At 39.5% G+C, this 26,586-nt stretch carries 25 protein-coding genes; 10 read left to right on the forward strand and 15 right to left on the reverse strand.

Annotation, left to right across the window (positions count from 1 at the left end):
* Window positions 1-4: 4 nt before the first annotated feature.
* The 4 genes from BVC88_RS11550 to BVC88_RS11565 are packed head-to-tail and all read right to left on the reverse strand — an operon-like array spanning window position 5 to window position 6,974.
* Complete coding sequence (locus BVC88_RS11550; protein WP_075350836.1) at window positions 5-3,115, reverse strand: type I restriction endonuclease subunit R; 3,111 nt, start codon at window positions 3,113-3,115, stop codon at window positions 5-7.
* A complete protein-coding gene (locus BVC88_RS11555; RefSeq protein WP_075350837.1) occupies window positions 3,115-4,164 on the reverse strand; it encodes a hypothetical protein in 1,050 nt (349 codons plus the stop codon). The genes BVC88_RS11550 and BVC88_RS11555 overlap by 1 nt, the downstream gene beginning before the upstream one ends.
* Complete coding sequence (locus tag BVC88_RS11560; RefSeq protein WP_075350838.1) at window positions 4,157-5,395, reverse strand: restriction endonuclease subunit S; 1,239 nt, start codon at window positions 5,393-5,395, stop codon at window positions 4,157-4,159. The genes BVC88_RS11555 and BVC88_RS11560 overlap by 8 nt, the downstream gene beginning before the upstream one ends.
* Entirely contained in the window at window positions 5,385-6,974 is a 1,590-nt protein-coding gene (locus tag BVC88_RS11565) for a class I SAM-dependent DNA methyltransferase (RefSeq protein ID WP_075350839.1), read from the reverse strand. Before BVC88_RS11565 ends, BVC88_RS11560 begins: the two co-directional genes overlap by 11 nt.
* Before the next feature lie 320 nt (window positions 6,975-7,294).
* On the opposite strand from BVC88_RS11565, the gene BVC88_RS11570 reads away from it, so the two are divergent.
* The gene (locus tag BVC88_RS11570; RefSeq protein ID WP_317044971.1) at window positions 7,295-7,819 is read left to right on the forward strand and encodes a single-stranded DNA-binding protein; all 525 of its coding nucleotides are present in this window, start codon (window positions 7,295-7,297) and stop codon (window positions 7,817-7,819) included.
* A gap of 274 nt (window positions 7,820-8,093) precedes the next feature.
* On the opposite strand, the gene BVC88_RS11575 is transcribed toward BVC88_RS11570, so the two are convergent.
* From BVC88_RS11575 to BVC88_RS21340, 4 genes are all read right to left on the reverse strand, one after another.
* Window positions 8,094-8,873 (reverse strand): hypothetical protein, encoded by a 780-nt coding sequence (locus tag BVC88_RS11575; RefSeq protein ID WP_075350840.1) that lies wholly within the window; start codon window positions 8,871-8,873, stop codon window positions 8,094-8,096.
* Window positions 8,874-9,122: 249 nt separating this feature from the next.
* Window positions 9,123-11,297 carry an acylase gene (locus BVC88_RS11580; protein WP_075350841.1) on the reverse strand — a complete coding sequence of 725 codons (2,175 nt, stop codon included), beginning with the start codon at window positions 11,295-11,297 and terminating at the stop codon, window positions 9,123-9,125.
* A 65-nt stretch (window positions 11,298-11,362) separates the two neighbouring features.
* Window positions 11,363-12,253: an aldo/keto reductase gene (locus tag BVC88_RS11585; protein WP_075350842.1), complete on the reverse strand. Its 891-nt coding sequence runs from the start codon at window positions 12,251-12,253 to the stop codon at window positions 11,363-11,365.
* Between the two features lie 94 nt (window positions 12,254-12,347).
* On the reverse strand, window positions 12,348-12,488 hold the full coding sequence (locus tag BVC88_RS21340; RefSeq protein ID WP_175574408.1) for a hypothetical protein: 141 nt from the start codon (window positions 12,486-12,488) through the stop codon (window positions 12,348-12,350).
* Window positions 12,489-12,712: 224 nt separating this feature from the next.
* On the opposite strand from BVC88_RS21340, the gene pfkA reads away from it, so the two are divergent.
* Both pfkA and BVC88_RS11595 read left to right on the forward strand, forming a co-directional pair.
* Window positions 12,713-13,687, forward strand: coding sequence for a 6-phosphofructokinase (gene pfkA / locus BVC88_RS11590; RefSeq protein WP_075350843.1), 975 nt, complete (start codon window positions 12,713-12,715; stop codon window positions 13,685-13,687).
* Window positions 13,688-13,689: 2 nt separating this feature from the next.
* Window positions 13,690-14,025 carry a hypothetical protein gene (locus BVC88_RS11595; protein ID WP_075350844.1) on the forward strand — a complete coding sequence of 112 codons (336 nt, stop codon included), beginning with the start codon at window positions 13,690-13,692 and terminating at the stop codon, window positions 14,023-14,025.
* Here the strand turns inward: BVC88_RS11595 and miaA are convergent.
* On the reverse strand, window positions 14,013-14,921 hold the full coding sequence (gene miaA / locus BVC88_RS11600) for a tRNA (adenosine(37)-N6)-dimethylallyltransferase MiaA (protein ID WP_075350845.1): 909 nt from the start codon (window positions 14,919-14,921) through the stop codon (window positions 14,013-14,015). The two genes, BVC88_RS11595 and miaA, sit on opposite strands and share 13 nt — an antisense overlap.
* A gap of 46 nt (window positions 14,922-14,967) precedes the next feature.
* On the opposite strand from miaA, the gene BVC88_RS11605 reads away from it, so the two are divergent.
* The 5 genes from BVC88_RS11605 to BVC88_RS11625 are packed head-to-tail and all read left to right on the forward strand — an operon-like array spanning window position 14,968 to window position 18,720.
* Window positions 14,968-15,720 (forward strand): response regulator, encoded by a 753-nt coding sequence (locus tag BVC88_RS11605; protein ID WP_075350846.1) that lies wholly within the window; start codon window positions 14,968-14,970, stop codon window positions 15,718-15,720.
* Window positions 15,717-16,094 carry a response regulator gene (locus tag BVC88_RS11610; RefSeq protein WP_075350847.1) on the forward strand — a complete coding sequence of 126 codons (378 nt, stop codon included), beginning with the start codon at window positions 15,717-15,719 and terminating at the stop codon, window positions 16,092-16,094. The genes BVC88_RS11605 and BVC88_RS11610 overlap by 4 nt, the downstream gene beginning before the upstream one ends.
* Before the next feature lie 3 nt (window positions 16,095-16,097).
* Window positions 16,098-16,376 (forward strand): hypothetical protein, encoded by a 279-nt coding sequence (locus tag BVC88_RS11615; RefSeq protein WP_075350848.1) that lies wholly within the window; start codon window positions 16,098-16,100, stop codon window positions 16,374-16,376.
* Window positions 16,373-17,137 carry an MBL fold metallo-hydrolase gene (locus BVC88_RS11620; protein WP_075350849.1) on the forward strand — a complete coding sequence of 255 codons (765 nt, stop codon included), beginning with the start codon at window positions 16,373-16,375 and terminating at the stop codon, window positions 17,135-17,137. The genes BVC88_RS11615 and BVC88_RS11620 overlap by 4 nt, the downstream gene beginning before the upstream one ends.
* Entirely contained in the window at window positions 17,137-18,720 is a 1,584-nt protein-coding gene (locus tag BVC88_RS11625; RefSeq protein ID WP_075350850.1) for an NFACT RNA binding domain-containing protein, read from the forward strand. Before BVC88_RS11620 ends, BVC88_RS11625 begins: the two co-directional genes overlap by 1 nt.
* On the opposite strand, the gene BVC88_RS11630 is transcribed toward BVC88_RS11625, so the two are convergent.
* The 6 genes from BVC88_RS11630 to BVC88_RS11655 all read right to left on the reverse strand — a co-directional run bounded on the left by BVC88_RS11630 (window position 18,714) and on the right by BVC88_RS11655 (window position 24,921).
* Window positions 18,714-19,094 (reverse strand): hypothetical protein, encoded by a 381-nt coding sequence (locus BVC88_RS11630; RefSeq protein ID WP_075350851.1) that lies wholly within the window; start codon window positions 19,092-19,094, stop codon window positions 18,714-18,716. The two genes, BVC88_RS11625 and BVC88_RS11630, sit on opposite strands and share 7 nt — an antisense overlap.
* Before the next feature lie 6 nt (window positions 19,095-19,100).
* Window positions 19,101-19,859, reverse strand: coding sequence for a LytR/AlgR family response regulator transcription factor (locus BVC88_RS11635; protein WP_075350852.1), 759 nt, complete (start codon window positions 19,857-19,859; stop codon window positions 19,101-19,103).
* The gene (locus BVC88_RS11640) at window positions 19,807-20,862 is read right to left on the reverse strand and encodes a sensor histidine kinase (protein WP_075350853.1); all 1,056 of its coding nucleotides are present in this window, start codon (window positions 20,860-20,862) and stop codon (window positions 19,807-19,809) included. Before BVC88_RS11640 ends, BVC88_RS11635 begins: the two co-directional genes overlap by 53 nt.
* Window positions 20,863-21,019: 157 nt before the next feature.
* Entirely contained in the window at window positions 21,020-22,885 is a 1,866-nt protein-coding gene (locus BVC88_RS11645; protein ID WP_083639080.1) for a fasciclin domain-containing protein, read from the reverse strand.
* 175 nt (window positions 22,886-23,060) lie between these two features.
* Window positions 23,061-24,485: a pyruvate kinase gene (gene pyk / locus BVC88_RS11650; RefSeq protein WP_075350855.1), complete on the reverse strand. Its 1,425-nt coding sequence runs from the start codon at window positions 24,483-24,485 to the stop codon at window positions 23,061-23,063.
* 7 nt (window positions 24,486-24,492) lie between these two features.
* A complete protein-coding gene (locus BVC88_RS11655; RefSeq protein ID WP_075350856.1) occupies window positions 24,493-24,921 on the reverse strand; it encodes an IPExxxVDY family protein in 429 nt (142 codons plus the stop codon).
* Between the two features lie 152 nt (window positions 24,922-25,073).
* On the opposite strand from BVC88_RS11655, the gene BVC88_RS11660 reads away from it, so the two are divergent.
* Window positions 25,074-25,310, forward strand: a complete 237-nt coding sequence (locus BVC88_RS11660; RefSeq protein ID WP_075350857.1) for an acyl carrier protein — start codon at window positions 25,074-25,076, stop codon at window positions 25,308-25,310.
* A 19-nt stretch (window positions 25,311-25,329) separates the two neighbouring features.
* Window positions 25,330-26,580, forward strand: coding sequence for a beta-ketoacyl-ACP synthase II (gene fabF / locus BVC88_RS11665; RefSeq protein WP_075350858.1), 1,251 nt, complete (start codon window positions 25,330-25,332; stop codon window positions 26,578-26,580).
* Window positions 26,581-26,586 lie beyond the last annotated feature (6 nt).

Raw genomic sequence — 26,586 nt, forward strand, 5'->3', positions numbered from 1 at the left:
CGATTTATTGATTTGATGAAAAATCGTCTGCTATCATTTTTGCTTGTTCTAAAATTGTCTTTACGGCTTGGTCTTGCTTCTCTGGTGGATAGCCATATTTTTTTAAAATCCTTTTTATCATTACTCGCATTTTGGCTTGTACGCTTTCTTTCTTGTCCCAGTCTATGGTTACAGAATTTTTTACGCTTATTACCAATTCTCTTGCAATGGTTTTTAAAATATCGTCTCCTAAAATTTGAACTGCACTGTCGCTTACTTCCAAAGCGTCATAAAATGCCAATTCTCTAAAGTCAAGGTTTAGGTTTTCGCCACGTTTGTCGGCTTCTTTGATTTCTTTGGCAAGTCTTATCAGTTCTTCTATGATTTCGGCTGCTGTGATGGCGTTGTTTTGATAACGCTTGATAGCATCAGCCAACATTTCAGAAAATTTCTTGCTCTGTATGATGTTTCTCTGTGAACGCTGTTTGATTTCGTCATTGAGCAATCTGCGAAGAAGTTCTAAAGCAAGGTTCTTTCTCGGCATATCTTTCAGTTCTGCCATAAACTCGTCTGAAAGAATGTTCAAGCCTGATATTTCAGGATTTTGCAAACCTGCTGCTTGGAAAATGTCAATGACTTCTGTTGAAATCAAAGCATCTGAAATGATTTGTCTGATAGCTGTTTCTACTTCTTCATCACTTCGCTTTTTATTGCTTTCTCTTAGCTTAGAAATTCTTGCTTTGATGGCTTGAAAGAAGCTCAAATCATCTCTTATTTCAAGGGCTTTAGGATGCGGAACGGAAATGGCAAATGCTTTGGAAAGATTGGAAACATTGGTGCTAAACCGTTCTTGTCCTTTGTCTAATCCTAAAATGAAGTCTGTTGCATCAAGTAAGAAAGTGAGTTTTTCTCTTGGCTGTAAAGTGAAAAAGCTTTTGTAGTCGAAACCGTGGAATAAGTCCACCACGATTTCATACAGTTCTTCCATTTTGGCAACTGCTTCTTCCTGGTCAAATTCAATTTTGCCTTTTCCACCGCTTGACGTGTAAACACTCAATGCCTTTTTCAAATCTTGTGCAATGCCCAAATAGTCCACAATCAAACCACCTTCTTTGTCTTTGAAAACTCGGTTTACTCGGGCAATGGCTTGCATCAAGTTGTGTCCTGTCATTGGCTTGTCCACATACAAAGTATGCAAACAAGGTGCGTCAAAACCTGTGAGCCACATATCACGAACCAATACCAATTTCAAAGGGTCTTTCGGGTCTCGTAAACGGTCGCCAATGGCTTTTCTTCTTGGTTTGTTGCGGATATGTTCTTGCCAATCCAAAGGGTCGGAAGATGAACCTGTCATTATCACTTTGATAACGCCTTTGTCGTCATCACCGCTGTACCATTCAGGACGGATTTTGATGATTTCATTGTGCAATGCCACACAAATTCTGCGGCTCATATTCACAATCATTCCTTTGCCGTCAAATACTTCACTTCGCTGCTCAAAGTGTTTTACAATGTCGGCTGCTACTTGTTGCAAACGCTTTTCACTTCCCACAATGGCTTCTTGCTGTGTCCATTTGGCAAAGCGTTGTTGGCGTTCGGTGAGTTCGTCTTCTTCGGTTACTTCTTCAATGCGTTGGTCTATGATTTTTTGTTCTTCAGGGTCAAGTTCTATTTTGGCTAAACGGCTTTCATAGAAAATGCGAACAGTTGCCCCATCTTCAACAGCTTGTTGTATATCGTAAATGTCCACATACTCGCCAAAAATAGCTTGTGTGTTCTTGTCTTCCTTTTCAATCGGTGTGCCTGTAAAACCAATAAACGAAGCATTGGGCAAAGCATCACGCATATGACGAGCATAGCCGTCTATAAAATCGTATTGGCTTCTGTGTGCTTCATCTGCAATTACCACAATGTTTCTTCTGTCTGAAAGTTTGGGGTAAGTGCCGCCTTTTTCATCAGGCATAAATTTCTGGATAGTGGTAAAAACCACACCACCTGAAGCAACAGTTAGTAAAGATTGCAAATGACTTCTGCTTTCTGCTTGTACTGGCGTTTGCCTGATTAATTGTTGGCAATTGCTGAATGTCTCAAAAAGTTGTTGGTCAAGGTCGTTTCGGTCGGTGAGTACTACAATAGTCGGGTTGTTGAGTTGTGGCGTTACCACCATTTTACCCGAATAGAAAACCATACTCAAACTCTTTCCGCTTCCTTGCGTGTGCCAAACTACACCCGCTCTTTGGTCGCCTGAAAATGATGCGGCTTTGATGGTGGAATAAATGGCTTTATTTACCGCATAGTATTGATGGTAAGCGGCAATTTTTTTCAGTGATTTCTCTTTCGTTTTCTCAAAAACAATAAAGTAGCGGATTAAATCAATGATGGTTTTCTTGTCCAACATTCCGCTCAACACTACATCCATTTCAATATTGGCGGTAGGTGTTGGAAACAGGGTTGAGTTATAAAGACTATCGTTGGGTTCGGCTACGCTATTTTCGGGTTGTGTTTCAGGAATTTTCCAACCGCTGAAACGGCTCCAATCGCTGGTGATGGTTCCTGCTTTGGCAAACCAACCATCTGTAACAATTAAAAAGCTGTTGTAATTGAAAAGGGTAGGAATGGCTTGTTTGTAGGTCATCAACTGATTGTAAGCGGCTTTTAGGTCGGCTTTTTCATCTGTTGCGTTTTTGATTTCTATCACTACCAAAGGCAAACCATTGATAAACACTATAACATCAGGGCGTTTGTTGTTGTGGTTTTCAATGATGGTAAATTGATTGACTGCCGTAAAATCGTTGTTTTCGGGATTTTGAAAATCTATCAACCATACTTTAAAGGTTTTGATTTGTTCGCCATCTCTTCCTTTTACATCAACGCCTTCGGTGATGAGTTTATGAAATGCTTCGTTGTTGGCTAACAGATTGGTAAAAGGAACTCGTGCCACATTTCTTGCGGCTTCTTCTCGTATATCGGCAGGAATTTCAGGATTGATTTTGTCAATAGCGGCTTGCAAACGACTGGTTAATACAACTTCATTGTAAGCCCGCTCAATGCTTGCACCATTTAGTATGTCATAGCCTTGCTCTCGCAACGTTTGCAAAGCCATTTGTTCTATTTCTTCTTCTGTTAATATGTTCATTATGGCACAATTAAATTGATTAAAACTGCTTGCTCTCCATCAAAACGAGCTTGCAGTGGGTCAAATGAAATTTCATCACGTTTGGTAATTGGCTCAAACCAATACTTGCCTTCCTTTTTGCCTTTGAAAAAACTCAAATAGGTTTCTCTGCCTACTCCGTCTTTAAGAAAATGCAGGAAAGGCGAAAGACTGAAAATTTCATTATCCCATTTTATAAAAAGTTGTTCTTGTCCAAGTCCTAATACGAAAGCCTGATTTGCTGCAAAGTCAAAATCACCAAATTCTTTGTTCAGATAATGTCCGTTAAATTCTTCGCATCTGCACTTGGTTGTATAGCTTTCAAATCTCAAAATTTTGCATTCTGCTAAAAACTCCGTCATCATCAACATTTCTTTGAAAAGTGGAATGACTTGTAAAAGTTCTGCTTCGGCTTCTTCTCTCGTGGGTGCAGTATGGTGTGAAATATCATTTCTAATGTCTTGCAAAGCCAAAAGTTTGTCCAACAAATCGGGTTCTATTTCTTCGCATTTCAAACCCAAACCATTGGCTCTGGAATATTCAACAACTGCTTTTATGTTTTGAATTTTGATTTTGAGGGCATCAGAAATCAGGCGGTCGGTATTGAAGTTTCTGTAAACGGGACCTGTTGGGCTTGTGCCCACCAAAACCTGTGCGGCTTTCAGGTCAATTGCTTTATGTCTGATTTCTCCCCAAACAATGGCATACAACACAAAAGCAATAGATTCCCAAGTGTCTTTCAGATGCAGTAATTTCCTAACTGGGTCTGATGCTCCTTCGCCTTTTTCTGACAGTCTGAAATTGTAAGCAATGCAAGACGGGTATTGATTGTAAACCGTGTCTTTTAATCTTTCAAATTCGGTGTCTTGAAATTCCTGATAGGCTTCTACATAGCCGATTGGCTCCATTTCATAAAGAATGCGGCTTGGTAAAAATTCAGTTCCTGCAATTTGAATTGTACCTACTTCGTCCAACGATTCATTAAATCGCTGATACCTTTCGTGTTCATATGGAAATTCACTATCAGCCATTTACTTTTATTTCGCCCGACATCAATTTGGGTAACAAACTATCTCGAGTGGTTTTTAAAGTTTCACTTTCTGCAAGGTTGTCTAATATCTTTTCAAACATTGGTTTTACGGTTTTACCAAATGCTTCAATCAATTCGGCAGGTGGAATAACTGCCCGAATGCTCTCAATGGCTGATGCACTGATATTGGGCTGTGCACTTCCTAAAGCCGAATTTTGAATGGCTGTTTGGTAGGTGTCTGTTGAAAGCAACAAGTACATAAAAAGATTGCCGAAGGCAATTTTCTCTTGAAACATTCCTACTCGTTGATTGAGCCAAAGGTTTTTTTCAGTCAATGGTACTAAACCAATTTTACCAACTTCTGCTCCTGTCATTGCAATCAACAAAGAGCCGCTTTCAATCTTGAATTTTGTATCTAAGGATGAAACCACCGAAGCATCTACAAAATCGGTGTTTTGAATATCAACTACATTGCCGCTGATGTTTTTGATTTTGATGATGCCAACTTCTCCCTGCTCTTGAAAATCTTTGCTCTTAAAAGCATAGCCATTTTGAACGTAGCATATTTCACCAATTCCGTTTATGCTCCAACTCTCAGGAATTTCTCCAAACTCGCTGTGCTTTAGGTTACCGTCAGCATTGGGATAGTTGAAATTGACAAACCATTCCTTAAAAAGCGTTCGGGCTATTTCTTCAAGGGTTTGGTTGGTGGCAAGGTTGTTTTCGATTTTGTCGTCAATGGATGAAAGAATGTGAGCAATATTGTGTTGAACTTCAATGGATGGAATTGAGATTTTTAAATCTTTAATCATTCCTGCATTTAAATTCGGCTGTGCTCCACCTATTGCCATTCCTGCAATTTCTTCAAATCTTGAAAGTAAGTGATAGTAGATGAAGTTATAGTTTGCTAATTCAGAATTCACGATTAGATTACAACAGGCTTGATTTGTTGTTAAAGGAATTTTGTTAACTGCAATTCGTCCTGCTGTTGCACCATACATTGCTACTATCACAGCATTTTCAGGTATCCATTTGGCTGATGAATTACTTAGCCCTTCTTCTGTAATAAATGTTTCTGTTTTATAAATTCTATTGAAAGTTACTTCTTGAGTTTTCAGCCAAGGAATATTTCCACCGTAGTACTCTTTTTTTTGCGTATTAGGTGTTCCGCCTGATGTGATTTTTGTGCAAAGTTCTTCTAAACGAACTGCTTTCCACTCGTTAAAACTCATATCCAATTCCTTTTAAGTTTTCACGAATGGTATTTTCTAACTCATTGTCCTTGGCAAATTGGTCGGCAAGTTTGGTGGTAAGCGTTTGCATTTTTTCATCAAAAGGCATAGCGTCTATTTCTTCTTCTTCCGTACCCACATATCTGCCCGGCATCAACACATAATTGTTTTGTATCACTTCTTCCATTGTGGCAGATTTACAAAAGCCCGCAATATCTTCATAGCCGCCATTTGGGTTTCTCCATCTGTGGTAAGTGCCGCTTATCAGGTCAATGTCTTCTTGCTTGAGTATGCGGTTTCTACGGTTTATCATCACACCCAATTTTCGGGCATCAATAAACAGGATGTCGTTTTCACGGTTTCTAAACTTGCCGTTGGTTTTGTTCTTAGCCAAAAACCACAAGGAAGCGGCAATGGTGGTATTGTAAAACAAGTTGGCTGGTAGCGTAACCATACAGTCCACCAATCGGGCTTCAATCATATTTTTTCTAATCTCGCCTTCGCTGCCTGTGTTGCTGTTCATACTTCCATTTGCCAATACAATACCTGCCGTACCGTTGGGGCTAAGTTTATGAATGAAGTGTTGCAACCAAGCGTAGTTGGCATTGCCTGTGGGCGGTATGCCGTATTTCCATCTTTTGTCGTCTCGCAGTTGTTCGCCTTTCCAATCGCTGATATTAAACGGTGGATTGGCAATGATATAATCTGCTTTCAGGTCGGGGTGTAAGTCGTTGGTAAAAGTGTCTCCAAATTGTATGTTGGCATCTATGCCCCGAATGGCAAGGTTCATCTTCGCCAATTTTACAGTTGTCGGGTTGCTCTCTTGTCCGTAAATACTCAGGTCGCCAATTTTCCCTTGGTGGTTCTCAATGAATTTTTCGCTTTGCACAAACATTCCACCACTACCACAACAGCCGTCATAAATTCTGCCTTTGTAGGGTTCAAGCATTTCTACCAATAGTTTTACAATGCTTTGCGGTGTGTAGAACTGTCCACCGTTTTTGCCTTCGGCATCTGCAAACATTCCCAAAAAGTATTCATACACTTGCCCGAGTAAGTCTTTGCCTTGGTGTCCTTCGCCCCCAAAACCAATTTTACTAATCAGGTCAATGAGTTCTCCCAATCGTTGCTTGTCAAGGTCAGGGTCAGCATAGTTTTTTGGTAATACGCCTTTCAAGCTGTCATTGATTTTCTCAATGCTGTCCATTGCTTGGTCAATCAGAATACCGATTTCAGGTTGTTTAGCATTGTCTCTCAAAAAAGTCCAACGAGCTTTCTCAGGAACATAAAATACATTTTCAGCCAAATACTCGTCTGGGTCTTCGGGGTCAGCTCCTTGATATTTTTTTTGAAGATTACGTAATTCAGCAGCTTCTTCAGCCTCCATTCCCTTAACATCCAATTCTTCAAATGTTGAATATGCTTTTAGCTTTTGATGTAATTCGTCAAATGCATCTGAAATGTATTTCAGGAAAATAAGCCCTAAAACAACGTGCTTGTATTCAGCCGCATCCATATTACTTCGCAATTTATCAGCTGCAGCCCAAAGGGTCTTTTCAATTTCTCTTATATCACTCATTTACGTTGTATTTCAATTTTTTTAATGGTCAAAGTTAATTTGTAAATGCCTGTTATTCTGTCCAACCGTTTCAGTTGTCGGACAGTACATTGGGGCAAAAGCAAATTTGCTGCATTGTGTTAGCATAGAGCGTTGGGATTCAGCTCTTTTGATTTTGCTGAAGCGTTGGCATTTTGTCTTTCATTTTTCTGTTTGTTTGTTATCGGTTGTGTCGGTTATTAGGGTTGCACACAACATAAAATACCCGCAATTGCGGCTATTTCCGTTATATCCTCCCTAAACCTAAAAACTTTTTTTCATTAAGTACCTATCTAGTTTACATGAAATCCACAATTATCCGACAACAAACGGATACAATCGGATACAAATGGATCAATACCGACTTAGCTTGGACTGACCCTGCAACTTTGGACCATAAGTTTTTCCTCTGGCGAAAACGACAAACAAATCTTCTAACCAAAACAACAAACATTATGAATGCGCTAAGAAACAAAGTTCAGCTAATCGGTCACATGGGTTCCAAAATCGAATTGAAAACCCTTGAAAGTGGCAAAATCCTAGGTAACGTCAATATCGCTACCAACGAAACCTACAAAAATCAAAAAGGTGAGAAAATCACCGAAACCACCTGGCACAGACTGGTGATCTGGGGCAAGAACGCAGAGCTACTTGACAAGTATACGGACAAGGGTTCGGAGATCGCCATCGAAGGCAAAATCAGCAATCGGGACTATACGGATAAGGAGGGCGTGAAGCGCTACATCACCGAAATCGTGGTGAATGAAGTCCTACTGTTGGGCAACTCGGAGAAAAAAGAAAAAATGGAAGCAGATCTTCCATTCTAATCATCCACATTATTTTTTAAAAGGCAGGAGGATCGTTCTTCCTGCCTTTTTTTTGGATTTGATTCGAGTCTCAAAACTCAAATTCGAAAATAGGTATATCCGCAATTTCACCAGTAAAATGTATAAAGCGACTTAATGTATGGTTAACACTAGCATCGCTGGTACTTCTTCCGATGGCTATCGGAAGGACATCCAGCCTGATAAGCAAAGAAAAAAAAACAAGGCATCATTGCGGATAATCAGATTCGAAAATTATCATCCTCCGAAATCCCAATCAACTCTGCTCCTCCAGGCTGTAAAAAGATAGCGGCAACTGGACTTGATTTTCCTGAAGGCGCTGAAGTTTCACCCAAACTTCCTGATCCTTTTGGATTTGCTTGTATTCATTCGCTTGAAGCCGCGAGGCATTCTTATCCAGTTTGATAAAACCCACAAAGTCTCCGAAAGCTAATTTCGCAAAATACCCATGTTGGTTTTTTCCTGTCACAGTCACTTTTAAGGTAGTCTGATCCTCATAGTGATCTCTCAATAATTGGAAATTTGGGCTGAACTTTCGATCAATCAGGATCGCACTTAGTTTTTCCAAATTATGGGTTTGAGTTAGTTTGAAACCTACGAGTTGATTCACTCTGGATTCATACGTTTTTTCCAGATCGATTTCCCATTTCGAAATTGGTAGTGGCAGGTAAATATTAGTATTCGTATGAACCACAAACCAAGCATCATCCTCCAATTTCTTTAAGGTACCCTGAAGAACTCCTTTGGCTTCAGATTCATCGGCCAAAGCAGTTCTTTTGGCATTGCTTACAAAATTCACCTCCGAGGCAAATGCTCCTAATTCGGGATCTGGAGATTTGGCAGGCATAAAAGTCACTTCATCACCGGAAGAATAGTTATGCACCCTATCAATTTTTCCTTCCCGCTTTAATTCTTTCTGCCGCTTCCGGTCATTTTTAAAAAAGAAAGTATCTCCTTTTTCGCTTTCAATAAATCCATAGTTTCTGTCCTCTAAATAACGAACTACCTGACCGCTTATTCTTTCTCGTTCTTTCATTTTGCAAAGGTACAAAAGGAAATCATTCCCGATCTCATCAAATACTGGATTGGGAATGGTAAATAATCTGCAAAAGTAGAATTCTGGGGGAAATCAAAATCAGAGTTAGAAGCTAACTCTGGTTTTAAAAATAAAAACCCAGGGTTAAAACCCAGGGCTAATTATAAGGCAGCTTTGAAGTGATTTTTCAATTATCTAATCTTTAAAATGTTTTCAAACTTCTCACTTTAGCCTTCTGACTTCAAAACACTACCGCTTTCCTGGATTGTACTTCTCCTTCATCCGCTTCTCCACATCCTCCCGATAAAATGCCACATCCTTAAAGTTTGCATCTGCATAGCGCTGCGCCTGATCGTAAAAATGCGGGGAATTTGGATCTGCACTTTGGCCACCGGCAAGCATGCTTTTGGCTTTTACTTTTTCACCAAACTCTACCACCGCCACAAAGCTATTTCCACGGTAACCATACAAGCGCTTGGTATCTTCAGTAGCTCTTGCGCCATATGCCGCCAAAGCTCCCCAAGTCCCCGAGGCTAATCCCACTGGAATGTAAGGCTTGCTATCATCAAACTTCAGATCGATATCTCCCGTCAAACGCTGGAATCTATTGATTTCTCCCCACGGAGTATTCCAACTTCCAAAGTCTGCATTCATCGCTTCAAGAGTCTGCGAAAAAGTAGCCAATAATTCGGTTGCATTTGGATTAGGCGCCTCTCCCCTGTCTGCATTGAAAGGAATCAGGTAATTGATATTCCCATGATTTCGCATAAAATTCATCCCGAAGAAATGCGCCAAAGACATGGCTACAGATTCTTTGGAAGTCCTGTAATCCCAATCCTTAAGGATCTCGATCGGCTCAGTCAAGTTTGGATCTGCTCCTCCTACTTGGTCATAAGCTTTCATCAACATTGGAATCAAGACTTCAAATGCCGGCAAATAAGGATCATACGCCAAGTCGATAAAGCTATCCAAAGTCAGATTCTTAGCATCCTTCAAAACTTTTACCGCATGAAGTGCACGGTAATTCTCCTGATCCGGAGCCATATATTTTGGATAGTCAGACTGCTTAGGGCTAAACTCTCCCGCTGCGGTAAAAGGTGTAGAGTTGGTGTTTTGAATCCAGCCTGTTCCGGGATTCAAGATCAAAATACTTTCATCTACTGTGTGGATTCCAGTCCAATCTGTCTTCGGATCTGAACCATCTACAGGGCGCTGGAAGTCAAACGAATCGTCGCGCTTCGGGATGAAATTACCATGGAAGTAGGCAATATTTCCTTCAGCATCTGCAAATACAGTATTGTTTGAAGAGTTGGTTCGGATATCCATCATCTTTTTGAATTCGGCATAGTTCCCCAATTTCGTTCGAGTATAACTTTGCGTCAATGCATTGACCGGATCCCAATTGATTTTGGTTGCCACCCATTTGTCATCGATTTTATGGGTAATCGGACCATGATGCGTTCGGTAAAAAGTGAAAGTCTTTTCTTTCAGTTCTTCGCCTTCCTTATATTTCAAAGTGATGTCTTGGGAAATTACATCCCGCATTTCATCTCCATATTGATATTGGAATTTGCCATCTTTTTCAGAAACATTTTCGACAAACTCATCTATAAAATCGACGAAAGTAGAGGTGTGAATCCAGCCGGTTTTTTCATTGAAACCCTGGTAAACAAAAAACTGCCCCCAAGTCACCGCTCCATAAGCATTCAGACCTTCTTCACTGACTACATGGACTTCAGGTCGGAAGTAAAATGAAGTATGCGGGTTGATCAACAGCATTGCATTTCCTGATTCGGTCAATTCACCTGCTACTGCTATTCCATTAGATCCTTTTGGTTCATCCAACATTTCCTGGTGATTGAGTCCATTTCCATACTCATTAAGCGCCAAAGCCTTATTTTCCTCATAAAAAGCTTTGATCCTGCGAGTCGGGATCTGCTCAATATCTCCACCGATAGAACCCTCAGAGAAAAACATCGGCATCCAAGGTTCGTAATGCGTGATCACCTGAGGCGTCACTTCTGGGTGCGTTTCCAGATAGTAATTTACCCCATCAGCAAAAGCCTGACACAGGGCTTTCAACCAATCCGGAGCTTTTTCATAAGCCGCTTTGGCTTCTGCCTCGGTCATGTAGAGATTTGCCCGGAGATCAGAATAAATCGCTTCCTCCCCTTCCAGCTCCGCTAATCGACCAGTCGCCCAGATATAGTTTCGCTCCACTCTTCTGAAATCGTCTTCGCACTGCGCGTAGAGCAAGCCAAAAACCACGTCTGCGTCGGTTTTCCCATAAATGTGGGGAACACCAAAATCATCGCGGATGATTTCTACTTGCTCGGCTTTTGTTTCCAGATCGGATTTGGGAGCAGTATTTTGACAGGAAAAGATAAAACTGGCTAGAATAATTAGCGAAAGGAATTTCTTCATTGGGAGATATATTTCTTTGAAAGCTTGAAAGTAAACGAATCTTGCTGACTCAGCAAATGGAATTTTTATCGGTGGGAATCGTAGTGATTAGCGGGAAATTTTTGCTGAAATAGATTCAGAGCTTCTTTAGAAATGGTTTGGCTTTGCTCATATCCTGCCAGCATTTTTTCAACCTGTTCCACTGAACTTGCTCCAATCACCAGAGATGCAACTACCGATTGAGACAATCCAAAACGGATCAACAGAGATTCAGGAGAGAAATTCTGGCCTTTCACATAATCCTGAAACCCTTTCACTTGATTCGCATCATAATCGAGGAATGGCTTAGGCATCTTATCGATTAATAATCCTTTGGCAAATGCACCTCTAACCAAAACCTTGGTAGAACTTTTTTCAATCGCCGGAAATGCCGATTCCTCAGGCCTACGGTCGAGTGGATTGTATTGCATCATGATGGTGGCAGGATTACTTCTGGATAAAACCTCTCGAATCACATTTGGGCGAATCGAAGAAATTCCAAAAGCTCGGATTTTGCCTTGTGTTTTCAAGATTTCAAAAGCTTCCAAAGTCTCATCCCAGGGATCTTCTATCGTCCCACCATGGAGTTGATAGAGGTCAATGTAGTCAGTTTGGAGGCGGGAAAGGCTGTGTTCCACCGCTTTGAGAATGTAACTTTTCCTTGGATTCCAATCCCAGCCCGAGCCATCTGCCCGCATCTCATTACCAACTTTCGTGGCAAGAATTACCTGGTTCCGAATACCTTTAATCGCTTGACATACGGCTTTTTCATTCCATCCTTGATTATACAAATCGGCTGTATCCAGAAAATTAATTCCTCCCGAAATCGCAGCTTCAATAACTGACTTGAAAGAATTCGACTCAGGGTCAAGGGACATACAGCCAAGTCCAATCTCGCTTAGCTTGATTCCAGATTCTGAAAGTGCTCTATATTTCATGTGTTTATAATTTTTCTATTTGGCCACATGGAATCTCGCATTTCGAATAATCATCCCACTGTGCGACGTTATCGTCATGCTCGATTTCATCTGTTTATAATTGTTTTTTTAAGGCCATATAGCCTGTCCCTTCCCGATGCATATCGGGATTGTTTCGGGAGGAATCTCGCATAGCTGTCCAGATGGATATCGGGACATGCCAGCGTGTGAAGTTTTTCTCCTTGCTCGATTTCAATCAAACAAATTCCCAATTTTAAGCTTCTAATCAAAAAATCGCGTTATGTCCCAATATTTAAAATTTTATTAATTCACTAAATCAAGTTCGATCGCGCTTTAATCCCTATTTTTGGGCACTTAAACCTATTTAAATCAAATCAAGCATATTTGATGATCCACACATTTGGATAATTATCCGTGTTGAGAAGTTCAATATGACCCTTGAAAATCAATTGTAACCAGATGAAAAAAATCGCAGTTTTTACTTCAGGCGGAGATAGTCCCGGAATGAATGCTTGTGTCAGAGCAGTAGTCCGAACAGCTATCTTTAAAGGCCTTGAAGTCTATGGAATCTATCGTGGATATGAGGGAATGATTGAAGGCGACATCAGACGAATGCAGTCTTACTCAGTGAGTAATATCGTTCAGCGAGGTGGTACAATTCTTAAATCCGCACGATCTCAAGAGTTTAGAACTCCTGAAGGAAGAAAGAAAGCCTACGAAAATCTAAAGGAATTTGGAATAGAAGGTGTCGTTGCTATAGGTGGTGATGGGACTTTTACCGGTGCAAAAATATTCTTTGAAGAATATGGTATTCCTACCGTCGGCTGTCCTGGAACCATTGACAACGACCTCTACGGAACGGATTATACGATTGGTTTTGATACTGCGGTAAATACTGCTTTGGAAGCTATTGATAAAATCAGGGATACGGCTGCGGCACACGACCGGATTTTCTTTATTGAAGTAATGGGCCGAGATGCTGGATTCATAGCAGTGGAGTCTGGAATCGGAGGCGGAGCAGAATTTGTGATGGTCCCAGAAACTAAAACAGATCTAAACCAAGTTGTAAAATCATTGAAGAACCCTCGGAAAAGCAAATCCTCCAGCATCATAGTTGTCGCTGAGGGAGATGACGAGGGAAATGCCGAAGTGATTATGCAAAAGGTAAAAGAAAAGGTCAATAACAAAAATAAAGATTTCAAAGTCACTACACTGGGACATATTCAGCGAGGAGGCAATCCAACTGCCAGAGATCGTGTATTAGCCAGTAGATGTGGAATGGCTGCTGTGGAAGGTTTGCTTTCCGGCCATCAATTCCACATGGCAGGAGTAGTCAATCAGGAGATTCGCTACACTCCATTTGCAGATTGCATCGGCAAAACCAAGCCACTCAATCCTGATCACTTGAAACTTATAGATATCTTAAATATTTAATAATGGGGTTCATTCCTATATTTCTTACAATGGGAGGAGCAATCCTCCTGTTTTTTCTGACAGTCAAAAACACCCTACAGCGGAAAGCCAATCTACAGCGAGAGCTACTTTTCAAGCTAAAATCTCTCAATCCGGAGTTGGGTTTACTTATAGGCGAAACACAAAAGCCTGAAGAACTGATCAGTTTGCTAAAAAGCCAAGAGCTAAAAAAAGGTCTTGCTGAAAAAGCCTCAGATCTTATCCTGGAAATGAAAATAAATCGACACCAATACAATCAGCTAATCAAAAAAGGCCCTTACAACTGGGTAGCAAAAATAGCTGGTTTTCAGGAGATTTGATCAGAAATAAAATTGAGTATATCAACCTGATTTTCAGGATTAAACCATTTTATATCTGGATCTTTTTTAAACCAGGTCAATTGTCTTTTTGCATATCTTCTGGAGTTTCGTTTCAGAAGTCGTATAGCTTCAGCTCGATCATATTTTCCTTCTAAAAAATCAAAGATCTCGGTATAGCCCAGTGTCTGTAATGAGTTCAGATGACGTTTCCCAAAGAGCGCATCCGCTTCGTCAAAAAGTCCAGCCTGAATCATCTGATCCATCCGCTTCTCAATTCTTTCATACAATTCTGGCCTTGGCCTTTCCAAGCCAATTTTTATCACTTTAAACGGTCTATCTACTTTCTTTTTAATTCTAAATGAACTAAAAGGCCTCCCTGTTCCCCGAATCACTTCCAATGCTCGCATCAGTCGCTGGGGATTAAGCTGATCCACCACTTCAAAATAATCGGGATCCATTTTCTGAACTTCAGACTGGAGAAAAGCAATCCCTTTTTCCTGATAATCTTCAATAACCTGTTCACGAATCCGAGATTCGATGGTGGGCATTTCATCCAAACCATTGACTACAGCATCTGCAAAAAGTCCAGATCCACCGGTCATTATTACCACATTGTTTTTAGCAAAAAGTTGTTCTAAAAGCGCAATAGCATCCTGCTCAAACTGTTTGACATCGTAGTCCTCCTCAATTGAACGGGAATTAATAAAATGATGTGGAACTGCTCTCAACTCTTCTGAAGTAGGCTTGGCAGTTCCCAAATTCATTTCCCTGTAAAACTGCCTACTGTCGCAGGAAAGAATTTCAGTTTGATACTTTTTGGCAAGATTGATACACAACTCCGTCTTACCCACTGCTGTGGGACCTACAATAAGAATCAAATAATTCTGTGATTTCAATTTATTTTTGTCTTACTTATTTGTTGAGAATTTCAAAGGTAAATAAATGAAAAGCAAAAAGGTCCTTATCGTAGAAGACAATGATCTGAACCGAAAGCTATTTGAGAATTTGATCGGGCAATATTGGACCTATAAAAGTGCGATAAATGGGATTGAAGCGATTAATTTGCTTAACCAAGAAAACTTTGACTTGATCTTGATGGATATTCAGATGCCTAAAATGGATGGAATCTCCACCTTGAAAAAAATCCGTCAATTGGAATTGAGCACTTCCCCTATTGTAGCAGTTTCGGCTTATGGAGAAGAGTCTAATAAAGCAGAGTTTTTACAAATGGGGTTTGATGATTTTTTGACTAAACCCATCCGCACAAAACGGTTTTTGGAAACATTGAAAATTCATTTAGAAACCGGATTGAAAGAAACTCCATACTCGGATCAAAAAGAAGTACCTAATGTTCTTCTTGACCAAAGTGTAGTTTCCCAATTGATGAAATACAATTCTAAAGAAACTGTTAAAAAGATTTTAAATGACTTTGTAGTAGAATTAACTAAACTGATAAAAAAATATCATGAGGCTATAAACTCAAAAAACACCAATGAACTGGCGGAGATTTTTCATATCTTAAAAGGAAACTCCGGAACAATTGGTGCAAATTCTATTTATCTCATTGCTATTGACTTAGAAGCATTTACCAAAAAAGAAGATTGGCCGGAAGTAGAAATTTTATTTTCAAAACTGGAAAAAGAGAAAAAATTGTTTGAAAATTTTATTAAAGAAGCAGCTATTTTTGAAATATGAGCGATCAAAAAAGAATTCTTGTTGGAGAGGACAGTTCCATTATCATTAATTTGACCCGAAGTGTCTTGGCTTTCGAAAATTATGAAATGAAGGCAGCCAGAAATGGGAAACAAGTCTTAGAATTGTTGGAAAAAGAGGATTTTGACTTGATTTTAATGGATTTGAATATGCCAGTCCTCGATGGAATAGAATGTACAAAAGCAATTCGTGCGCTCTCGGATCCTGTTAAGTCAAATTTGCCGATCATTGCTATCTCGGGAAATATCAACAATTACACAATAGATGAATTTCGGAAAATCGGATTTAATGAATTCATTCAGAAGCCTCTTGATTTTGATGTGGTCCTGGCCACTGTAAAAAAATACCTGAGCTAAAGCATGGCCATCAAGTACACAAAACATTTCTTGGACAAATTAGAGAATCTCTTTGCCGCCTCAGAATATATGCTGAGGTATGAAAAAGGGAACTTCAAATCCGGTTATTGTGTCTTGAATGAGAACAAAATTGTGATCGTGAACAAATATTTCCCCTTAGAAGGTAAAATAAACGCCTTAATCGACATTCTGACTGAATTGAATTTCAATCCCCAGGATTTTTCTGATAAATCCAATCAAGACTTTTTGACCGAACTTAGACAAACTCAACTTAAGTTTTGAAAGTAACCCTACTTGGTACCGGAACTTCCCAAGGAGTGCCAGTCATTGGCTGTTCCTGCAACATATGTAAATCATTGGATTTTCGCGATAAGCGATTTAGGTCTTCCATCCATATTGAAGTGAATGGAGTGAGTTTGGTGATTGATACGGGTCCGGATTTCCGAATGCAAATGCTCAGAGCGGATATTCAAAAAGTAGACGCAGTGCTTTTGACACACGAGCATAAAGACCATACCGCAGGTTTGGATGATATTCGCCCATTTAATTTCAAGCAAAAAAAAGATATGCCTGTTTTTGGCAGGTATCAAGTGCTAGAACAGATTAAGCGTGAATTTGCCTATATTTTTTCAGGGAATAGATATCCGGGAGTTCCTCAAGTGGAAGCAGTCGAAATCGATACAAACCCTTTTGTAGTTTCCAAAATCCAAATTATTCCGATTCCGGTCATGCATTACAAGCTCCCTGTTTTGGGATTTAGAATTAAAGACTTCACATACATCACCGACGCCAACTTCATCTCGGATGAATCTCTAAAACTTATAGAAGGAACTGATATTTTGGTGTTGAACGCGCTTCAAAAAGATTCCCATATTTCCCATTTCACCCTTGATGAGGCTATTTCAATGGCTCAAAAAATAGGAGCTAGACAGACATATTTTACGCATATATCGCATCGAATGGGACTTCACGCCGAAGTAGATCAAGAACTACCCGCAGGGATTTCTTTGGGATATGACGGGCTGGAGATATCTTTACCTTAATGCATCTTAATTACCATTTCCTAAAATTCCTTTGTCCTGAATTAGATCGGCTTTTTCGTGGAAAAGAAGTCACGGCCTGTTTTTCGCAAAACAAGAATGAGCTTATCCTCGAGGCAAAAGATGAAAATGGAACGCAATACCTAAAAGCGCATCTCAACCCTCCCCAAATTTATTTGGCTTTCCCAGATGACTTTAAACGAGCCAAAAGGAACAGTATGAACTTCTTTAAGGAGCTCATTGGAGAAAAAATCACAGGCTGCGAGCTCCTTTCTTTTGAGCGGGCTTTTTATTTTTCAATGGATTCCGGGAAAAAATTACTTTTCAAACTTCATGGGAATCGGAGCAATGTGCTTATGTATTTACCAGAAGCTAATGTCCCTGAAAAAACTTTTCGAAATGAATTAGTGGAGGACAAATCTCTAGATTGGAATGAGCTTGAAAAAGATCTTGACTTAAGTTTCGATCAATTTGAAAAACTGGAAGGCAATGCCTCCAAATTCCTCCCGACCTTAGGAACTTTCCCAAGACGATGGCTCAAAGATCAAGGCTACCTGGATTCCAATCTTTTACAGAGATGGGAAATGATGGTGGAGTTGATGGATATGCTGGAGACACCGCTTTTTTCTTTGGTAGAAGAATCAGGAGAAGTTCGACTGAGCCTTCTTCCTGAGGCGGATTCGATCAGTACATTTTCGAATCCAGTTCAGGCAGTAAATGAGCTTTACTACCAAGCCTTGATCAAAGGAAGTTTTGAAAAAGAAAAAAACACCTTACTCAAAAAATATCAAGAGCAACTCAAAAGACAGACATCATACATTGAGAAATCGAGTCAAAAACTCCTGGAATTAAGAGATTCTGCCCCTCCATCTAACCTTGCCGACGTGGTAATGGCAAATTTGCATCTGTTTGAAAATGGAAAATCCGAGGTTGAGCTATTTGATTTTTATAGCGGAAAACAGGTAAAAGTCGCTTTGAAACCAAATCAGAAACCACAGGATTTTGCAGCTTCACTCTATCGAAAAAGCAAAAACAGAAAGCTGGAATGGAAACAAATTGAAAAAACGATCGAAAATAAAAGGGCTGTTTCTGAGGCTTTGAAATCGAAAATAGATGCACTTATCGCAATTGATGATTATCGAGGACTGAAAGAATTCAAGAAGAAACATGGGGAAGACAAAGCCATACAAAAAGAGACAGAAAGCCTTCCTTTCAAAGTTTTTGAACTGGAAGGATATACGATTTGGGTAGGGAAATCAGCCCAATCCAATGATGATATGCTTCGGGAATATGCTAAAAAAGATGACCTATGGCTTCATGCCAGAATGGTATCAGGCTCACATGTATTGGTCAAAAACGCTGTGAATCACCCTGCTCCCACTCGAGTATTGGAAGCTGCCGCACAACTAGCCGCATTCTATTCTAAAAACAAAACTGAATCATTGGCTCCTGTAATCTACACTCCGGTAAAATTTGTAAGAAAAGTAAAGGGATCTGCGCCAGGCTCTGTAGTAGTGGAAAAAGAAAAGGTCATTCTAGTACAACCAGCCGGACCCGAAGTTCTATTCGGAAAAGAAATTCAATAACTATTTGGATAATAATTTGGCGGTGGAGCGGGTGCCCCGAGGCTGATTTTCTTAAATCCTTTCACCAAGATAAAGGTTCCGGCAATTCCAGTGGCACCACCTACATACAGTAATGTTTTCCCCAAATCCGGTTCTGTACCCAGCAATTGCCCACCAATAATTGTTACCGTATACCCAATAGTGGCCACCAAAATTCCGGTTTTAAGCTGTTTTTGAGAATTATGTAAGTTGAGCTTTACTTCATAAATCTCCTGATCCAGCTCAATAACAGCCCTTTTTAATGAATCAATCGAAGGCAAATTTGATGTTTGACCTTTTGCAATAAAACAGAATCCCAAGACTAAGCTCAGCGTCAATAAGAATGCTTTCAGCATAAAATTTTATTGATTAATCCAATTTTTGAATTCATTCACCCGCTCACGAGCGACCACAATGGCTTCCTCACTTTTAGAATTCATCCCTAAAACTAAGCGCCCATTATGGTAAGGCCGGATTTCTACAAGTGAATCGAGATTAATGATCATTGATCTATTGACACGATAAAACTTCATTGGATCTAACAAACTGGATTCCAACTCATTTAGCGAATAATCAATCAACATTCGCTGCTGTGATCCATTCTCAATCAAATATGTCATCCCACCTTCAGAATAAAAATAACTTACCTGATCGACTGTTACAAACGAAAATCGATTTCCAGTTTTAGTAAGGAATCTTTTTTTATAAGATTTTTGGGAATAATTAATCAAAAAGTCTTTTACAAATTCACCAGACAATGCTTTAAGAGGAGTTTGAATAGCTTTTTGACAAGCTTTCACTAATCGATCTTCTTCGATAGGTTTCAATACATAATCAATGCAGTTGTGATCGAAAGATTGCAACGCGTACTGATCATATGCTGTGATAAAAATGACTGGTGTATTAATTTTTTTTCCTTCAAAAGCCTGGAAACTTAATCCATCTGCAAGATGAATGTCACAAAAAATCAAATCGACCTGAGGAAATAAATCTAAACTTGCTTGAAATTCTTTTATACTCTGAGCCGTATCCAAAATCTTCCACTCGGGAAAGTTTTTTGCCAAAATGCTACTTATTCGCTGCTGAGCTAAAGGTTCGTCTTCTACTAAAAGTATGTTCATCGGTTTCTATTAATGGTAATATGACCTTGAATGAGTCTTTCACATCTTCGACTTGGATAGACAAATTAAGAAACCTATATCTCTCGGATATGTTTTGAAGTCCTATGCCTGTTGACTCCTCTGATACATTTTTTGGCTGCTTCAGATTAAAAACTTCTATCTGTTTACAATCACTTTTAATTTTGATCTGAAGTGGCTCTTTGAGAGTAAAATAATTATGCTTTACAGCATTTTCGACTAATAATTGCAAAACAGCTGGAGGAATTAACTTGTCTTTACAGTTTGAATCAAGCTCCATTTTAAAAGACAAAGAATCCTTGAATCGAATAGAAAGCAGTTCGATGTAATTTTTTAAAAAATCCAATTCTTCAGTTATCGTCACTAGTTCTTGATTCTGATTATTCAGAATATACCTGTAAATAATGCTCAATCGCTGCAAGTAAGCATCAGCCTGTTTGACGTCTTCATGGATCAAAACAGAAAGAGCACTCAGATTATTGAAAAAAAAGTGGGGGTTTAATTGGGTATTGATTGATTCCAGCTTTGCCTGAGTTGTGAGCGTTTTCAGTTTTTCGGCCTCAAGCGCCTTTTCGTTGAATTTATTATTGAAGAAGAAAATAGCATTCACACAATTTAAAAAAAGATTGATTCGAAAAGTGAACCCAAGCGTGAGCAAGAAATTTTGAAATGAAAAAGCAAATGGTCCTCCAAATATTACCCCAGTAATTTCTACAGAGATTAAAGCAATCATTGTTACCAGAATCAGACTTGTAGAAAACTGAAGAATTAAAGGATGAACAACTTTAACTCTAGGAAGGATGAATTTCTCAATACCGAGATTCACATACCAAACGGAATAAGCCAGAAAAATGACTACATAAAAAAGATCTCGAGATGGAAGTTCTGCCTGATACAGGCGGTCACCCTCCAAGGTCACAATATTCCAGAAGGAATAAAGCCCCAATAATCCTGCAAAAATAAAATTAAATCGATGTTTAAACATATGCTACTCTCTCCACTAACTATCTACAATTTTCTTGTTTAGAATTTGATTAGTGAGCCATTTAATAGAAGGAAAAAACTCACTTTTTAGAGTGGAAATAAAAGGGACAGAATTTCTGCCCCTTTTGATTTGGAAGTTAAATAACTTGTTGGTTTGATTACAAAGTTGGAAGTAAAACCCCATCTATGACATGTACAACTCCATTTTCTATGGCTACATCAGCCGCAATCACTGAATATACATTTCCTGCTTTGTCAGTAACTTTCACTGTATTTCCTGTTCTGTTTACCAGTAACATTTCACCTGCAAGAGTCGGTACCATTTGGTCACCTTCTGCAAGATCAAAAGAGAAAGCTGTAGCTGGTACCACATGGAAACCAAGCACTTTAGTCACCGCGTCTACACCCAAAGCATCGATTAACGCTTGCAATGAGTTCAGATTCAAACTTGAAAGAAGGTTCAAGAAAGCCTGATTTGTAGGGGCAAAAACTGTAATAGCATCTGCATCAAGCAAAGTTCCACCAAGTCCTGCTGCAGTCACTGCATCAAGTAAGACGGTAAGATTCGCCGCAGTAGCTGCTTCTACTACATTAGGCAAGCTGTACTCAGGAAGAAGTACTCCATCAATAACATGCACTACACCATTTTCAATTGCTACGTCAGCAGCAACAACGTTAGCAGTGTTTCCAAGAGCATCTGTTACAGTTACTCCAGAGGAAGATTTGGTCACTGTAAGATTTTGGCCTGCAAGAGTTGTAAATGTATTGGTCGCCGCTAAGTCTGTTGAGAAAGCAACTGCCGGTACCACATGGAATCCTAAAATCGTTTGAAGATTCTCGATTCCTCCGATTTTGGCTACCAACTGATTTAAGTTAGTTGCGCCGAAGGCAGTCAAAGCTGCATTAAATGCATCATTAGTAGGTGCAAAGACTGTAATTGCGTCGGCATTTAGCAGTGCTCCTCCTAGATCTGCTGCAGTCACTGCTGCAAGCAAAGTGGTTAACCCTGCTGCATTTGCAGCTTCCACTACTGTTGGCAACATCAAATCAGGAAGCATCATTCCATTGATTACATGAACAACACCATTTGAAATCTCTACATCAGCAGCAACAACTTGAGCGGTTCTTCCTAAAGCGTCTGTTACAGTTACAGTCGATCCTGATTTAGTGACTGTAATATTTTGTCCTGAAAGTGTTGTGAATGAATTAGTAGCTGCTAAATCTCCTGAGAAAGCAACAGCAGGTACTACGTGAAAACCTAGAACTTTTTCCAAATTGGCAGCTCCACCAATTTTAATCACCAATTCATTTAGATCGACTGCATTAAAGACGTCCAATGCTGCAGCAAAAGCTTCATTTGTAGGAGCAAAAACAGTAATTGCTCCAGCAGAAAGAAGTGCGTCAGGCAATCCTGGAACTGCAGTAACAGCAGCAAGTAAAGTTGTTAATCCTGCGTCAGTAGCAGCTTCAACCAAATTTGGCTTTGGTAATTCGATGCTTGGAATCAATACTCTATCGATAACATGAACTACACCATTTTCAATTTCAATATCACCTTGAGTCACTCTTGCTGTATTTCCAGCAGCATCAATGACAGTAATAGCTCCACCATTGTTATTGACAGTTAGTTGCTGGTTAGCAAGGGTAGTGAATGTGTTTGTCTCTCTAAGTTGATCCGAAAAAGCTGCAGCTGGCACTACGTGAAAACCTAACACAGTTTGAAGGTTCATTGCACCACCTAACTTGGCTACTAAATCATTTAAATCTGTAGCACCAAACTGAACAAGCGCATTTGCAAATGCTTCATTCGTAGGAGCAAAAACTGTGATCGCATTTTGATCCTGAAGAGCTGCTTCTAACCCTGGGATAGCGCGGATAGAAGTTACTAGAGTTGTTAAACCTGCATCTTGAGATGCTTCAATGAGTGTAGGATAAGGGATAGGCCCTTGATAATCATCACTCACACAGGATAGCACTGTTGCGAACAATGCTCCTAAAAAGAGGAATTTGAATAGTTTAGTCATAGTTTGATTTGGTTATTTATGACTTCTTAACTAGCCTATCGCAAATTGGATTTGTGTTTCATGATGAACTGTCAGATTTCCAAGTTGAACTGTAGAATGGCATCAGTGAATTGTCCTGAAACAAAAAAGAGATTCATTTCTGAATCTCTTTTAATCTATTTTTTTGGCTTTTATCCTATTCCACCACGTGAACCTTGAGCATATTTGTTCTACCCTTTGATTTCAAAGGCATACTCGCAGTGTTAATAATCACATCACCTGCATTCACATGACCATCAGATTTAAGTTTATTCTCAATATCTGTGAAAGTAGCATCCGTAGAAATTTGATTGCTATATAAATATGCTCTTACTCCCCAAACGAGGCTCATTTGTGTCAACAATTGCTTATTTCTTGTAAATACAAAAATATTAGCCAATGGTCGATGCGAAGCAATTCTAAAACCTGTAAATCCGGAAGAAGTAATTCCTACTATAGCTTTTGCTTTCACATTTCGGGAAAGTCTTGAAGCCATTAACAATAGATTATTGCTTAGAAAAGTCTCGTCTTCTTCAGGGATTTTATAAAGGTTATGATAGATGTCTGCGTTTTCCTCAAGATAACTGATGATGCTACTCATCGCTTTCACTGCATTTACAGGATATTTTCCAGAGGCAGTTTCAGCAGAGAGCATCACAGCATCTGCCCCATCTAATACCGCATTTGCAACGTCGTTAGTCTCGGCACGGGTTGGTCTAGGATTAACGATCATACTCTCCATCATCTGGGTAGCTATGATCACAGGTTTACAAGCGAGCTTACACTTTTCCACGATTCTCTTTTGCCAAAGAGGGACAATCTCCATTGGAACTTCAACTCCCAAATCTCCTCTTGCCACCATTATTGCGTCAGTTTCAGCGATGATCGAATCTATATTTTCCAAAGCCTCAGGCTTTTCAATTTTAGCTACGATTTTACAAACTTTTCCTGCTGCTTCTATCCTATTTCTTAGATCAATGATATCCTCTGCTGTTCTTACAAATGAAAGTGCGATCCAATCTACATCTTGACTCAAGCCAAAAATCAAATCCTCTTTATCTTTATCTGTAAGAGACGGAGCGCTGACTTTAGTATTTGGGAGGTTTATCCCCTTTCTTGATTTTAGGATTCCTCCATGAATAACTGTACAGTTGACATTTTTACCATCAGTGTTATTTACCAATACTTCAAGATTACCGTCGTCAATCAAAATTCTATCTCCCGATATAACATCGTTCGGTAAGTTTTGGTAGACTGTGCTGACTAAAGAGCTTGTCCCAACGACTGGATCATTGGTGATGGTGATTTGATCACCTGGATTGATTTGGACTCCATTATTTTCTACTTCCCCAACCCGTATTTTTGGTCCTTGAAGATCTTGAAGAATTCCCAGATGAGTATTCAACTCATCGTTGACACGCCTGATGATTTGGATGACTTCTTGGTGGATTTCATGCGAACCATGAGAAAAATTTAATCGAAACACATTAGCTCCTGCAGCTGCCAAGCTTTTTATTGTTTCATAATTATTTGATGCGGGACCGATCGTCGCAAGGATTTTGGTCTTGTTGAAATTACTCATTAGATTATTAGTAGGTTAATAGGTTTTCTTTTGATTTTAATTTAGATACGTCTAGTTTCATCACATTCTGAACCAATGGATTTAGAGCAAGCTTCTCAGCAAATGTATTAATACTTATCTGAAAGGTCTCGTCTTGAACCAAAAGGAAATAATCCATAGATCTGAGTTCAGGGATAAGATAAGAAATCTGATTTGTTGAATTCAGCGCTTTATTTTTGAGAAGTTGAACAAAACCATGTGGCAAAGAAAGAAAATATTGTGAGATTTTTAGGGAAGGTCCATTGTAAAAATCAAGTTCCAAATCTTCCACTTTTACTAAATTAAGTTCGAGCTCCCGGTTGATTAACCAAGCAGCCTTATAGTCCTTTACAGGGGAGACAAGCCCCAAAAGGTCAAAATCATACGCATGTTCAACTATTAATTTGGACTTCTTCATTAGGGAAGAAAATGAATCAAAACAAAGTTAGAAATAAAAATTCAACGGGAATAGTTGGCAATTTGCATAAAAATTTACTTCGATCTTTTCTTTGCCAATTAGGTTTTAAATATATTTCTTTGCGTAGTGTTATTAACTAAACTGATCACAAAATGTCTGAAATTGCACAAAAAGTAAAAGCCATCATCGTTGACAAACTTGGCGTAGAAGAGTCTGAAGTCACTTTAGAAGCAAGCTTCACCAATGATCTTGGTGCTGATTCTCTTGATACTGTAGAATTAATCATGGAATTCGAAAAGGAGTTCAATCTTTCTATTCCTGACGATCAAGCTGAGCAAATCGGAACAGTTGGACAGGCTGTCTCTTATTTGGAGGCAAACGTTAAATAATAATTTATAAATTCATTCCATGAATTTAAAAAGAGTTGTTGTAACAGGCATAGGTGCTCTCACACCGATAGGTAATACCGCTCCGGAGTTTTGGAAAGGTCTTTCTAATGGTGTGAGCGGTGCTGCGCCTATTACTAAATTCGATGCCTCTCTATTCAAAACACAATTTGCATGCGAAGTCAAAAATTTTGACATCGAGCAATTTATTGATAGAAAAGAGGCGCGCAAAATGGATCCTTTCACTCAGTTTGCCATGGTTGCAGCCGATGAGGCTATGGTAGATTCAGGATTAGATCTTGAAAAAATTGATAAATCAAGAGCCGGGGTAATCTGGGGATCTGGAATTGGAGGCTTGCGCACATTTCAAGACGAAGTGACTGCATTCGCCCAAGGTGATGGTACTCCTAGATTTAATCCTTTCTTCATCCCGAAGATGATTGCTGATATCAGCGCAGGCTTTATCTCAATTAAATACGGTTTTCGTGGTCCAAACTTCGTCACCGTCTCTGCCTGTGCTTCTGCTACAAATGCCCTGATTGATGCATTCAATTACATCAGACTTGGTAAAGCCGATATTTTTATCAGCGGTGGATCTGAAGCTGCAGTCACTGAGGCCGGAATTGGTGGTTTTAATGCCATGAAAGCACTCTCTCAAAGAAATGAATCTCCTGAAACAGCTTCCCGACCATTTGATAAAGATCGAGATGGGTTTGTTTTAGGTGAAGGTGCTGGTGCATTGATTTTGGAAGAATATGAATTCGCCAAAGCTCGTGGCGCAAGAATTTACGCTGAACTTGTAGGAGGAGGAATGACTGCTGATGCTAATCACATCACTGCGCCGCATCCTGAAGGTCTTGGAGCTAGCAGTGTGATGAAAATCGCATTGGAGGATGCCAATATTTCACCGGAAGCGATTGATTATGTAAATGTTCATGGCACTTCCACACCTTTGGGCGATGTGAGTGAAACCAAAGCGATAGAAACTGTTTTTGGAGAACATGCTTACAAGATGAACATCAGCAGTACTAAATCAATGACTGGTCACTTATTAGGAGCTGCAGGAGCAATAGAAGCAATTGCATGTATCTATGCTATGAACAATAGCTTAGTCCCTCCGACGATCAATCACTTTACGGATGATGAGAGTTTTGATAAGCGTTTAAACTTAACTTTCAATACTGCGCAGAAAAGAGAAATCAATTATGCGTTGAGCAACACTTTTGGATTTGGCGGACATAACTGTTCGGTCATTTTCAAAAAATATAATTAATCCCAG

The organism is Algoriphagus marinus, assembly GCF_001936475.1.
Taxonomy (GTDB): domain Bacteria; phylum Bacteroidota; class Bacteroidia; order Cytophagales; family Cyclobacteriaceae; genus Algoriphagus; species Algoriphagus marinus.